Origin of the sequence: Streptomyces sp. NBC_01788 (genome assembly GCF_035917575.1) — a bacterium.
In the GTDB taxonomy this organism is placed as follows: domain Bacteria; phylum Actinomycetota; class Actinomycetes; order Streptomycetales; family Streptomycetaceae; genus Streptomyces.
Genome location: NZ_CP109090.1, coordinates 5052504 through 5065263, shown reverse-complemented (window position 1 = coordinate 5065263; position 12760 = coordinate 5052504). Strand labels below are relative to the sequence as shown.

Below are 12760 nucleotides of genomic sequence, written 5' to 3'. Positions count from 1 at the left end.
GCCTGGCCGGGCGGGCGGTCAGAACAGGCTCAGCAGTGCCTCCGCCGGATCGGTCAGGACGTTCTCCCCGTCGGGCAGCGGGAGTTCGAACCAGACCGTCTTGCCACGGGGGGTACGGCGCGAACCCCAGGCGGCGCTGAGCAGGCCCACGAGCTGGAGGCCGCGGCCGCCCTCGTCGGTGTCGCGGGCGCGGCGGCGGCGCGGCTGGACGAGGCCGGAGTCCCACACCTCGCAGACCAGGGTGCGGTCCAGCAGCAGGCGGAGCCTGATCTCGCCCTCGCCGTAGCGCAGCGCGTTGGTGACCAGTTCGCTGACGAGGAGTTCGGTGGTGTCGATCAGCGGTTCGAGGTCCCAGGCGGTCAGCTGGGCGCGGGCGTACTCACGGGCCCGCCCGACGCTGCGGGGTTCGCGTGGCAGGGCCCAGTCGCCGACGGACTCGGCGGGCAGGCCCTGGACGCGGGCCATCAGCAGCGCGATGTCGTCCTCGCCGTGGTGGGAGCCCAGCGTGTTGAGGATGTGGTCGCAGACGTCCTCCAAGGGGCGGGAGGGGTCCGTGAGGGCTCCGACGAAGGCCTGGAGACCCTCGTCCAGGGGGTGGTCGCGCGATTCGACCAGGCCGTCCGTGTAGAGCGCCAGCAGGGCGCCCTCGGGGAGTTCGACCTCCACCTCCTCGAAGGGCTCGCCGCCCACGCCGAGCGGCATGCCGGGCGGCACGTCCAGCATCAGCGCGGACTCGCCGGGTTCGACGAGCACCGGGGGCAGGTGGCCGGCGTTGGCGAAGGTGCACCGTCGGGTGACCGCGTCGTAGACGGCGTAGATGCAGGTCGCCAGGTACACCTCGGAGAGGTCGGCCTCGCGGGGGCGGCGGGCGGCCCGGGTGGCCTGCTGGACACCGCCGGGCGCGCCGAGCCCGCGGGCGATCTCGTCCAACTGGGCGAGCACCTCGGCCGGTTCCAGGTCGAGAAGGGCGAGCGTGCGAACTGCCGTGCGCAGTTCACCCATGGCGACGGCGGCGCGCAGACCGCGGCCCATGACGTCTCCGACGACCAGCGCCGTGCGGTGACCGGGCAGTTCGATGACGTCGAACCAGTCGCCGCCGACCTCGCTCGGCCGGCCGGTGGCGGCGCTGCCGGGCAGGTAGCGGCAGGCGATGTCGAGGCCGGAGGCCTCCGGGTCGCCGGGCGGCAGCAGGGACCGCTGCAGTATCAGCGCGCGTTCGTGCTCGCGCCGGTACAGGCGGGCGTTGTCGATGCAGACGGCGGCGCGCGCGGCCAGTTCGACGGCGAGTTCGCGGTCGCGCTGGCCGAACGGCTCGCTGCCCTTGGTGCGGGCGAACTGCGCGAGTCCGACCACCGTGTCGTGGGCGACCATCGGCACGGCCAGCGTGGTCTGCACGAGGCCGCCGTCCTCGCCGGGCACGGTCGTCGGGCGGGCGGTGCGCAGGGCGTCCGCGCGGGGCGAGTTGAACGGATAGTGGTGGACGGCGCCGAGTTCGACGTGTGCGACGGTGCCGCCGAACGGCGCGCCGGAGACCGCGCTGGCGAAGGCGACGCGGCGCAGTTCGGCGCTGCCGTCGGCAAGTCCGGGCGGGGTCTCGTCGCCGGCCAGCAGGCCCTGGTAGAGGTCGACGGTGGCCAGGTCGCAGAAGCCGGGGACCACGACGTCGAGGAGTTCGCGCGCGGTGGTCTCCAGGTCGAGGGAGTTGCCGATGCGGGCGCCGGCCTCGTTGAGGAGGGCGAGGTTGCGGCGCGCGGCGGCGGCCTCGCGGGCGGCGTCGCGGCGGCCGGTGATGTCGGTTCCGAGCCAGGCGATGCCGATGGGCCGGCCGCTGCCGCTGTGCACGCGGTACAGGTTGATGGACCAGTGGCGGCGCTCGTCGGTTCCCGGCACGAAGCCGGAGACGTGCATGTCCGTGATGGACTGGCCGTCCTCCAGCACCCGGCGCAGGGTGGCGGTGACCCGCTCGGCCTCGCCGCGCGGCAGGTAGTCGCGCACGCCCTTGCCGCGGTGGTCGTCCGGCGTGCCGCCGAAGACGGAGGCGAACCGCTCGTTGGCGCGGCGGACCTTGAGGTCGGCGTCGATCAGGAGGAAACCGAACGGGGATTGGCCGAAAATCGCCTGCGAGGCGGCGAGATCGGTCTCGATCCGCCGGAGGGTGCGGACGTCGACGACGGTGCACACGGCGGCCCTGTCGCCCTCCACCGTGGTCGTCGGCATCACATAGACCTCGGCGAGTCCCTCCTCACCGCGCCGGCCCTCCTCGTCGTCCGGGATCCGGAAGGGGACCACGCCGGTCCACTCCCGCCCGTCGAGGATCTCGGCCATCTTGCGCTGGCCGTGCTCGCGCAGGTCGGGGTCGACGAACGCCTCGATGGGGTCCATCCCGACGGCGCGTTCGGCGGAGATGCCGAAGAGCCGCTCGGCGCGCAGGCTCCACTGGTCGACGTGTCCGTCGGGGCCGATGGAGAAGGAGGCCACCTTGATGTAGTCGTACATCGAGCCGGGCGGGCTGCTCTGCCACATCGCGTCGGCGTACGGCGCCCCGTCGGCGGCACCGCCGCCCGCGGATCCCGCCCTCGCGCCGTCCGACGGGTCCTCGGACTCCGTGGCCTTCGCTGGTATCTCGCTCACGCGAACCGTCCCCTCCAGCTCACCGCGCCCGGCACCGGTCACCGGGGGCGGCTGCCCGCAGTATCCAGCACTACGGCGCCGCACGACACGGTGTTCACGATCACAGGACCATCCCGATGCTTTCCGGTCCGGCCTGCGACAACACCAACAGTCTTCTAACCAGGCAGGACCGGGTCGAACCCCGCTGCGCTCACTGCGGCACGGCCAGTTCGAACCAGACCGTCTTGCCGGTGTCGTCCGGCCGGGTGCCCCAGCGGCGGGAGGTGGAGGCGAGCAGTTGCAGCCCGCGGCCGGACTCGTCGTCCGCGCGGGCCGGGCGTTCGTGGGGCGGCTCGGGCAGCGGGTCGGAGACCTCGACCAGGAGCACCTCGGGCACGTCCGCGGGGCGCCGCAGCCGAACTCCGATGGGACCGGTCGCGTACCGCAGGGAGTTGGTGACCAGTTCGCTCACCAGCAGGGCCGCGGTGTCGCCGAGCGCGTCGAGGTCCCAGCTGCGCAGCTTGCCGCGGACGGCGGCGCGGGCCGAGCGCACCGCGCCGGGATCCGCGGGAAAGGTCCACTCGGCGATGTCGCCATCGGTGTCGATCACGCCGTTCACTTCCCGGGCACGCCGATCACTTCGCAGGCCCGCAGGCCCGCAGGCCTGCCCATGTCCGGTTTCATGGGACTAGAGGAGGCATACCCGGTATCCCGCGTGAGTATCGCGATCCGCGGGGCTGTAGCGCAGACGACGGCGTGGTGTGGCACGAACGGCGTACCCGGAGCGCGTCCCACGTCTCGCGCGCTCCGGGAATGCAACGGAGCACACGGTGGCGCTCACTCCTCGGGGGCGCCGTCCGCCGGGCCGGCACCGAGGTGGGCGAGGGTCTGCCGCACGGCGGCCACGTCCTGGTCCAGCCAGGGGACGCTCCAGATCTCCGCCGGAGTGAGCCAGCGCAGGTCGTCGTGGTCCTGGAGGGGCTTGGCGTCGGCGGAGCCGGGACGCAGCCGCGCGGTCCACACCTGGAGTTCGTACGGCGGCCGCAGCGGCCAACTGCCCGGCACGCGCTCGACGGCCTCGGTCTCGACGCCGAGTTCCTCGCGCAACTCGCGCACGAGGGCGGCCTCGGGGCGCTCACCGGGTTCGACCTTGCCGCCGGGCAGTTCCCAGCGGCCGGCCAGCTCGGGCGGCGCGCTGCGGCGCGCGGCGAGCAGGCGGCCGCCGTCGAGCAGGGCGGCACCGACCACCACGATCCGTTCGCTCATGCGCCGGAGCCTACGGGAGCGGGCCGGCGTACGGCGAAGTCGTCAGCCGTCGCCGCCGGCGCTCTGCCCGATCCGCTCGACCCAGTACAGCTGGGTGTCCGGGCCGTCGAGGCTTTCCGCGATCTTCTGGGCCTCGGCGCGGGTGGCGTACCTGCCCACGCTGTACCGGTTGCCGTTGTCGTCCTGCCGGACGACGAGCCAGGGAAGGGTGATCGTGCCGTCGTTCATCGCGCCCCCAGTGCTCCTTCCCGCCCCTGTGCGTCCGGCTCCCGGCCCCCGCCGCGTCCCGCCCGTTGAGGAAACCGCACTCCGCATATGCCTGAGCCTACGCCCAACCTTTACGCAGCGAATACGGCTTTTCACAAAGAGGTAGGCAACCGGCCAGTACGGGAATCGGCCGCCCGGGGGCGCACGGGGACGAACGCGCCGTGCGAGGTGCGCTGGACATCCGCTCGGGGGCATGTGGCAGGCGCGACGGCGACCTGCGAGAACGGCCGGAATGCGGCGCCCGGGCGGGGCGGCGCGGCAGACGGGCGGACGGTCCTGGCGCCAAGGGGGCGCACACCACCCCCGCGGAGTCACCCCTTCCGGACCGGCGCCCGCCCCGCCGTGGTCTCCAACCCCCGGCCCCTGCGCCGCGTCTCCTACTTCACCGGCAGGTGGTACGCCACCCGGTACCGGTCGGCGGGGATCACGACGTCCGCCGTCTCGACGGGGCGGCCGGAGGCGTAGAAGGTGCGCTGGACCACGACCACGACATGGCCGGGGACGCCGCCGAGGGCGTGCAGTTCCTCGGCGAGGCCGGGACGGGCGCCGACCTCCTCCGTGACGTTGTCGACGATGAGGTCGATGGCGCGCATGCGCTCGACCACGCCCATGCCGCCGAGCGGGCCCTCCTCGGGGAGCATGACCGGGGTGCGGCCGGTGAGCGCGAGCGGCTCCCAGGAGGTGGAGAGCATCATCGCCTCGCCGGCGTCCCGGAACACGTACTTGGTGCGCATCACGCGGTCGCCGGGCTTGATGCCGAGCCGTTCGGCGATGGCGCCGCTCGCCTCGGCCTGCGTACTGCCGGACTCCCAGGTGCCGCGGGCCTCGGCGTCGGCCTGCTCCTGCCGGAACGGCGTGGCGCCGCCGGCCAGGCGGAAGCCGGAACGGGCGACCCGGCGCGGCACGGGCCGCTCGCGCACGTACGTTCCCGAACCGGAGCGGCCCTCGACCAGCCCCTCGGCCATCAGCACCTTGCGGGCCTCCAGCGCGACCGTGTCCGAGACGCCGTACTCCTCGCGGATTCTGGCCTGTGAGGGGAGCCGCGTGTGCGGGGGCAGCAGACCGTCGACGATCTTCTTGCGGAGATCACCCGCGACGCGCAGGTACGCCGGCTGCTCACCGAAAGTCACTGGCCGCTCCCATCGAGTTGTACAGACAGCAACAGCGTGGCAACCGCGGGTTGTACTTGCAAGCGAGGGCCAGAGAATCACTCGAAGTGATGACTTGCGGAGCGCGAAGGCATGCCCAGGCGCTTTCTGCCCCCAGCGGCCGCCCTCACACCTTCGCGGGACGGAAAGCGGAGGCGACGGGGGCGTGGGGCCGGGCCGAGAGGGACGGACGTGCCGTACGGACGTGCCGTACGGGAGAGATGACGGGGCGTCGGCGAACGCCGCCCCTTAACCTGCGTCCATGACACCTCTGCCGGACCGCTACTGCCCCACCGACGGCGTCCGCGTCCCCGGCGACTCCCTCGCCTGGTGCTGCCCGACCTGCCGCGGCCCGCTCGACCTCGACTTCTCCCCCACTCCGGCATCCCTGAAGTCCCTCACCGGGCGGGTGAACTCCCTGTGGCGGTACGCGGAGACGCTGCCGATGCCGGCGCCCACGCTGTCCCTCGGCGAGGGCCGCACCCCGCTCGTGCCGCTGACGGACGAGGTCTCGGCGAAGCTGGACTTCCTGATGCCGACGCTGTCGTTCAAGGACCGGGGCGCGGTGCTGCTGGCCGAGCTGGCGCTGCTCTCCGGCCCGCGCCGGGTGGTCGCCGACAGCAGCGGCAACGCGGGTACGTCGATCGCCGCGTACTGCGCCCGCGCGCGGCTGCCGTGCACGGTGTACGTGCCACTCGGCACGTCCGCGAAGAAGCTGGAGCAGATCGAGGCGCACGGGGCCCGCGTGGAACTGGTCGACGGCAACCGCGAGGCGGCGGGCCAGGCCGCGCAGCGCGCGGCGGACGAGCCGGACACCTTCTACGCCTCGCACGTCTACAACCCGTACTTCCTGCACGGCACCAAGACCTACGTGCACGAGCTGTGGGAGGACCTCGGCGGGCGCCTGCCGGAGGTCCTGGTCCTGCCGGTGGGCAACGGCACGCTGCTGCTGGGCGCCGCGCTGGCGATCGCCGAGCTGTTCGGTGCCGGTCTGCTGGACCGGCGCCCGGCGCTGTGGGCGGTGCAGGCGGCGGCGGTCGCCCCGCTCGCCCACGCCTGGGCGGAGGGCGCGGAGGAACTCACCGGCACGACCCCCGTGGCCCCCACCCACGCCGAGGGCATCGCGATCCCGCGCCCGCCCCGGGCCCGCCAGATCCTGCGTGCGGTACGGGACTCGGGCGGCACCTTCCTGACCGTCACGGAGGACGGCATCCGCCACGCCCAACTGGACCTCGCCTCCCGCGGCCTGTACGTCGAGTCGACGGGCGCGGCCTGCTGGGCGGCGATCCGCGAGGGCGCCCTCGCCGGAAAGTCGGCGGTGGTCCCCCTCTGCGGCGCAGGCCTGAAGTCGGGCCTGGCACACCCCTGACCCCCGCCCGCCCCACCCCGGAGCCACAACCGGCCTGCCCCGTCCCGGCCCGCCCCGATCCGGTCAGGCTCGGCCTGGCCCAACCTGGCCTGGTCAGGCTCGGCCCTTCTCGGCCTGGTCTGGCCCGCCCCGTGGCTCAGCTCGGACCGGCCTGGCCTGGTCCGGCTCGGTTCAGACCGGCTCGGCTCGGCTCGGGCCGGTCTGGCTTGGCTCGGCCTGGTCCGGCCTGGTCCGGTCCGCCCTGATCCGGTCAGGCTCGGCCCGGACCGGACTGGCCTGGTCCGGCTCGGCGCTGCTCGGCCCGGTCTGGCCCGGCCCGATCCGGTCAGGCCCGGCTCGGCCTGGCCTGGCCTGGTCCGGCTCGGCCTGGTCCGGCCTGGTCCGGTCCGCCCTGATCCGGTCAGGCTCGGCCTAGCCCAGCCTGGCCTGGTCCGGCTCGGCGCTGCTCGGCCCGGTCTGGCCCGATCCGGTCAGGCCCGGCTCGGCCTGGCCTGGCCTGGTCCGGCTCGGGCCGGTCTGGCTTGGCCCGGTCCGCCCTGATCAGGTCAGGCTCGGCCCGGACCGGACTGGCCTGGTCCGAGCCAGCTCGGCTCGGTCTGGCCCGGCCCGGCTCGGCTCGGTCCGCCCCAGCCCGCTCCAGCCCCGCTCGGCTCGGTGCAGTTCGGCTCGGACGTGGGGGTTCGGTGGGTCAGGTCGTGGTGGCCTTCGTGGGGGCGGACAGGCGTTGTTGTTCCTCCTCGACGATGCGGCGGGCGAGGCCGGCGTCGGAGATGTCGACGGCCTCGGGGGTGGCGTCGGCCATGTCGCTGCGCCGGGCGAAGGCGTCGAACAGCCGTTCCTTGCGGGCCAGGATGCGCAGCAGCCGGTCGTCGACGCTGTCCGTGGCCAGCAGCCGGTGGACCCGGACGGCGCGGATCTGGCCCATGCGGTGGGCCCGGGCCACGGCCTGGTGCTCCAGGGTCGGTTTGACCTGCGGTTCGCACAGGATCACCACGGAGGCGGCCTGGAGATTGAGGCCGACGCCGCCCGCCTCGATCTGGGAGAGCAGCACGGCGGGGCCGGACGCCCCGGTGAAGTCGTCGACGAGCCGCTGCCTGCGGGCCGCGGGAACGCTTCCGGCGATCGGCCCGAACGCGCTGTCGTCCAGGCCCTCGCGGACGGCGTCGAGCACGTTCCGGAAGTAGGAGAACACCACGGTCTTCAGCCCGTTCGCCGCAGCCTCCGCGACGATCTCCCGCAGCCGCCGCAGCTTCGCGGACGTCTCCGGATCCGCGTAGGCCGCCCGCCGCATCGCCATGAAGTTCCCCTCGGCGACGGCCTCGTGGTAGGCGGCCCGGTCGGCGGGGCCGAGTTCCACCCACTCGTCGGTGTGCACCAGCGCGGGCAGTTCGGTGAGCACGTCCTCCTGGTTGCGGCGCAGGTAGGCGGGGGCCACCGAGCGGCGGAAGGCGTGCGGTCCGGCGGCCGCCTCGGTGTCGCTGACCGTGGGCACGAGGTCGGGCCGGAGGTGGCGCAGCAGGGCGCGGAACTCCTCGACCCGGTTCTCCATCGGCGTACCGGTCAGGAACAGCACGCGCTCGCAGCGTCCGGTCCACACCGCGACCGAGCGGGACCTGCGGGTGTCCGGGTTCTTTACGTAGTGGGCCTCGTCGACGACGAGCATGCCCGGCGGTGTGCCGTCGGGCGCGGGCAGCGTGTGCAGGACGTCGAAGGTGGTGACGGCGACTCCGCCGCGCTCGCGCCACTCGGCGTGGGCGTCCTGCCGGTCCGGACCGTGCACGGCGAGGACGCGCAGGGTACTGCGGGCGCGGACCTCGCGGGTCCAGTTGATGAGGACGCCGGCCGGGCAGACCACCAGGAAGTGGCTGTGCCCCTCGGCCGCGAGGTGGGCCAGGGCGGCGACGGCCTGCACGGTCTTGCCGAGGCCCATCTCGTCGCCGAGGACCACCCGGCGCTGGGCGAGGGCGAACCGGGCGCCGAACTCCTGGTAGCCGCGCAGGGAGACCCGGCGGTGGGAGTCGTCGAGCCGCTGGGCGTGGACCCGTTCGGCCACCGCCGACGGGACGAAGCCCTCGCTCGCGGCGGTGTCCGGGCGCTGTTCGGAGACCTCGGCGAGCCGGCCGTAGTACTCCGCGGGGCGCAGTTCGAAGTCGACCCAGGCCTCGACGTCGGAGGCGGCCGGGCGCAGCAGGTCGGTTGAGGCCTGGGCGAGCAGCAGGCGTACGTCGGTGGCGGCCGCGTCGATGAGCAGTGCGCCGAGTCCGGCGGCCGCGGCCAGGGCGCGTTCGCGGCGCTCGCGGCGGGCCAACGCCAGCCGCAGCCGTCCGCCGGCGGGGCGGGCCGCGGGCAGCAGTTCGGCCAGCCGGGTGTCGAGCCGCTCGGCCGTGTCCAGGGCGCGGCGCAGTTCGGGGCCGGCCTCGACGAGCCGGTGCAGGGCGATCACCAGGGCGGTGGTGCGGGGTTCGGGGTGGTCGACGTCGATGCGGACGGTGACGGTGTCGGCCACGGCCCGCGCGATCTGCCGGGCGGCGGCGAGCGCCCGGTCGGCGGTCTGCTCGCCCACGCCGGGCACCTGCCGCAGTTCGTGGCGGCTCGCCTCGTGCACCGCGCGTACCGTGCGCAGGCCCGCCGCCTCCACGGCGCCGAGGCGCAGCCGTCCCCCGGTGACGTCCCTGAGCCGTGCCACGGGGATGGACTCGAGTTCCAGCGCGACGAGTTCGGCCTGCAGGGGCTCGAAGGCCGCGCGGACGGCGGCCACGGCGGCGGCATGGTCCGTGCGCACGTTCCGTGCCGCCTCGTGCAGCCCCGTGCCCTGCTCGCACAGCTCGCGTACCCCGCGCCCGGCCCGCGCCGGTACCTCCCCCTCCACGCCACCCCCGCCTGTTCGTGCCGCACGCGCCTCCCCGCCGTGCGGTGCGCGTCCATCGTGGCACGCGGCCCCGGCACCGGATCCGGGCGGCCCGGCCGGGCAGGCCTGTGGACGGTACGAAGGCGGGGCGGTGGTCAGTCCTTGTACTCGGGGCAGGTCCGGTCGAGCAGGCGCAGCAGCGCCGCCCAGGCGAGTTCGTACGCGTCGGCGTCCTCGAAATCCGAGGTCGCCTCGCCCGCGAGCTGCTGTGCGGTGTACTCGCAGATCTCGGCCGCCGGGACGACGAGGGGGCCGCCACCCGCCTGCGCGGTCACCTGGATCTCGCAGGCCCTCTCCAGGTAGTGCATGCGCAGGAACGCCTGGGCCGCGCTCTCGCCGACCGTCAGCAGCCCGTGGTTGCGCAGGATCAGGGCGGGGTGGTCGCCGATGTCGGTGACGAGGCGCCGCTGTTCGTCGAGGTTGAGGGCGACGCCCTCGTAGTCGTGGTAGCCGACCCGGTTGTGGAACTCCATCGACATCTGGTTGAGGGGCAGCAGTCCGTCACGCTGGGCGGCGACGGCGCAGCCCGCCTTGGTGTGGGTGTGCAGCACGCACTGCGCGTCCTCGCGGGCGGCGTGGATCGCGCTGTGGATGACGAAACCGGCCGGGTTGACCGGGTACGGGGTCGGCTCGACCGGCTTGCCCGACAGATCGATCTTCACCAGGTTCGATGCGGTGATCTCCTCGAACAGCAGGCCGTACGGGTTGATCAGGAAGTGGTGGTCCGGGCCCGGCAGCCGCAGCGAGATGTGCGTGAAGATCAGGTCGGTCATACGGAAGTGCGCGACGAGGCGGTAGACGGCGGCCAGTTCGCGGCGCAGCCGCAGCTCCTCGGCGGCCGGATCGAGGGCCGGCGTGGCCTGACTCCGGGGGGCGGGTGTGCTCAGCAGGTCGGTCATGGTGGCTCCTTCGGAACGGTTCAGGCCTCGGGGTCGACGACGGGCGTGAGCGGGCGGCCGGTGCGCTGCCAGGCGATGACGTTCTCGGCGGGCTCGCACACGTACGCGCGGTGCGAGGCGTCGGACAGAAAGGCGCTGTGCGGGGACAGCTGGATGCGCGGGTGGCCGCGCAGCGGGTCGTCGGCGGGCGGGGGCTCCACCGGGAGGACGTCGAGGGCGGCTCCGGCGAGCCGGCCGCTGTCGAGCGCCCGGAGCAGGGCCTCGGGGTCGACGAGTTCGCCGCGGGCGACGTTCACCAGCAGGCCGCCCGGTCGCATGCGGGCGAGCAGCCCGTCGTCGACCATGCCCCGGGTCCGGTCGGTGAGCGGGACGTGCAGGGACAGCACGTCCGCCGCGCCCACCAGTTCGTCGAGCCCGAGCCGGTCGACACCGGCCGGCCATGCGGAGGGGTCGGTCTGCGGGTCGTACGCGGCGAGGCGGCCGAAGACGGGAGTCGCGATCCGGACGAGTTCCCGGGCGATGCGGCCCATTCCGACCAGTCCCAGCGTCAACCCGCTGGTGCGGCGCGGAAGTTCGGTCCTGGCGAAGTCGGTGGCCCAGCCCCCGCCGCGCACGACGGCGTCGGCCTGCGGCAGCCGGCGTACGAGGGAGAGCGCCGAGGCGAGGGCATGGACGGCGACGTCCTCGGTGGCGGTGCCGGGCAGGTTGGTCACCCACAGGCCGCGGCGGCGGGCCGCGGCGGCGTCGATCATGTCGTACCCGGCCGACATGGTGGCGAGGAAGCGCAGCCGCGGCAGGCGGTCGAGGAGGGCCTCGTCCACGCGTGCGTAGCCGACGATCAGCGCCACGGCGTCATGGGCCGCGGCCGCGATGACCTCGGGGTCGCGGCTGCCGGCGATCCGCACGGTGAAACCCGCGTCGGCGAGGAGCCGGACGCCCGGCTCCGGGTCCAGCTCGCCCAGGTCCGTGTAGACGACCACGGGTTGCCCCACGGCGACCTCCTCAACTGATTCGACCGTTCAGAACGCCATCAACCTACGTTTCGACTGATCTGATGTCCATTGATGATTGACTCGACCGTGCAGTGATGCGCATCACCCGCCGATGGACGCGGCGGACGATGCCCGAGAATGACACCGGACCCGGGCGCCGCCGCACCACGGGCCGACACACCGAAGGAACCGAGGGGAACAGCCCAGGTGGATCTGGACCACACCGACCTCGCCGTCGTGCGCGAGCTGCAGACGGACGGCCGCCTCACCTACGAGACGCTGGCTCAGCGCGTGGGCCTGTCACGGCCCGCCACCCGGGCCCGGGTCCAGCGGATGCTGGATTCCGGCGCAGTGCGCGTGGTGGCCATCGTGCACCCCGCCGTGCGCGGGCTGACCGCCTCGGCGCACCTGTCGATCGACACCCACGGAGCGGCCGGGCCGGTGGCACGCGCCATCGCCGCGATGCCCCAGGCACCGTTCGTCACCCTCACGGCGGGACAGCGGGCCATCATGACCGAGCTGCGCACCGAGGGGTTCGCCGAGCTGGACCGGGCGATCGAGCGGGTGCGCACCCTGCCGGGCGTACGGACCGTCGACCCGCTGATCACCACCCGCCAGCTGAAGGACCCCTACCTGCTGCCCGACCCTCCGGCCGCCGCCGAGCTCGACGAGCTGGACCGGCGGATCCTGGACGAGCTGGAGCGCGACGGCCGGCTGCCTTTCGCCGAACTCGCCGACCGGGTGGGGCTGTCGGCGGGCGCCACCCGCTCCCGCACGCTGCGGCTGCTCGACGGCGGCGTCGCGAAGGTGCTCGCCCTGGTGCGGCCCGAGCTGCTGGGCATGGGCCACCTCTGCGGCTTCGCGGTGCGCCTGGACGGTCCCGCGGATCCGGTGGCCGAGCGGCTCGCCTCCTGGGACCGCGTGTCGTTCCTGTCCGCCTGCCTCGGCCGGGCCGATCTGGTCGGCACCATCACGGCCGAGTCACTGCCCGCGCTCCTCGCCACCCTGGAGCGGATGCGGGCGTGCGAGCAGGTGAGCGGCGTGGAGAGCTGGCTGCACATGGAACTGGTGAAGGAGCGCTACGACCCGGGAGCCCCTGCCCCTGCCCCTGCCCCTGCACAGGGAGCCGCAGCGGGAACCGCGGACAGCCACCCCCTCTGACGAATGATCCGTAAGCAAGGACGGCCATAGCCTTCCGAAAATTTTCCGCGAAGCCCCTCTAGCCAATCTGTCGTTCGTTATCTATCGTCCAGGCGAACGAATCAGCCGTCGCGTCGCTTCCGCGCACCTTCGGCGTCCCC

General features: G+C 73.7%; 10 protein-coding genes. 2 read left to right on the top strand and 8 right to left on the bottom strand.

Annotation, left to right across the window (positions count from 1 at the left end; translation table 11 throughout):
* Positions 1-18 precede the first annotated feature (18 nt).
* The 5 genes from OIE49_RS23045 to OIE49_RS23025 form a co-directional block, all read right to left on the bottom strand.
* Positions 19-2631 carry a SpoIIE family protein phosphatase gene (locus tag OIE49_RS23045; RefSeq protein ID WP_326803941.1) on the bottom strand — a complete coding sequence of 871 codons (2613 nt, stop codon included), beginning with the start codon at positions 2629-2631 and terminating at the stop codon, positions 19-21.
* A 190-nt stretch (positions 2632-2821) separates the two neighbouring features.
* Entirely contained in the window at positions 2822-3220 is a 399-nt protein-coding gene (locus tag OIE49_RS23040) for an ATP-binding protein (protein WP_401737063.1), read from the bottom strand.
* A gap of 227 nt (positions 3221-3447) precedes the next feature.
* Positions 3448-3876, bottom strand: coding sequence for a (deoxy)nucleoside triphosphate pyrophosphohydrolase (locus OIE49_RS23035; protein WP_326803939.1), 429 nt, complete (start codon positions 3874-3876; stop codon positions 3448-3450).
* 42 nt (positions 3877-3918) lie between these two features.
* A complete protein-coding gene (locus OIE49_RS23030; RefSeq protein WP_326803938.1) occupies positions 3919-4104 on the bottom strand; it encodes an SPOR domain-containing protein in 186 nt (61 codons plus the stop codon).
* A 416-nt stretch (positions 4105-4520) separates the two neighbouring features.
* Positions 4521-5273 (bottom strand): GntR family transcriptional regulator, encoded by a 753-nt coding sequence (locus OIE49_RS23025; RefSeq protein ID WP_326803936.1) that lies wholly within the window; start codon positions 5271-5273, stop codon positions 4521-4523.
* A 280-nt stretch (positions 5274-5553) separates the two neighbouring features.
* Between OIE49_RS23025 and OIE49_RS23020 the strand changes: the two genes are divergently transcribed.
* Positions 5554-6660, top strand: a complete 1107-nt coding sequence (locus OIE49_RS23020) for a pyridoxal-phosphate dependent enzyme (protein ID WP_326803935.1) — start codon at positions 5554-5556, stop codon at positions 6658-6660.
* 688 nt (positions 6661-7348) lie between these two features.
* On the opposite strand, the gene OIE49_RS23015 is transcribed toward OIE49_RS23020, so the two are convergent.
* The 3 genes from OIE49_RS23015 to OIE49_RS23005 all read right to left on the bottom strand — a co-directional run bounded on the left by OIE49_RS23015 (position 7349) and on the right by OIE49_RS23005 (position 11459).
* Positions 7349-9529 carry a DEAD/DEAH box helicase gene (locus OIE49_RS23015; RefSeq protein ID WP_326803934.1) on the bottom strand — a complete coding sequence of 727 codons (2181 nt, stop codon included), beginning with the start codon at positions 9527-9529 and terminating at the stop codon, positions 7349-7351.
* Between the two features lie 134 nt (positions 9530-9663).
* Positions 9664-10467 (bottom strand): class II aldolase/adducin family protein, encoded by an 804-nt coding sequence (locus OIE49_RS23010; RefSeq protein WP_100572005.1) that lies wholly within the window; start codon positions 10465-10467, stop codon positions 9664-9666.
* A 20-nt stretch (positions 10468-10487) separates the two neighbouring features.
* A complete protein-coding gene (locus OIE49_RS23005) occupies positions 10488-11459 on the bottom strand; it encodes a C-terminal binding protein (RefSeq protein ID WP_326803933.1) in 972 nt (323 codons plus the stop codon).
* A 207-nt stretch (positions 11460-11666) separates the two neighbouring features.
* On the opposite strand from OIE49_RS23005, the gene OIE49_RS23000 reads away from it, so the two are divergent.
* The gene (locus tag OIE49_RS23000; protein ID WP_326803932.1) at positions 11667-12620 is read left to right on the top strand and encodes an Lrp/AsnC family transcriptional regulator; all 954 of its coding nucleotides are present in this window, start codon (positions 11667-11669) and stop codon (positions 12618-12620) included.
* Positions 12621-12760 lie beyond the last annotated feature (140 nt).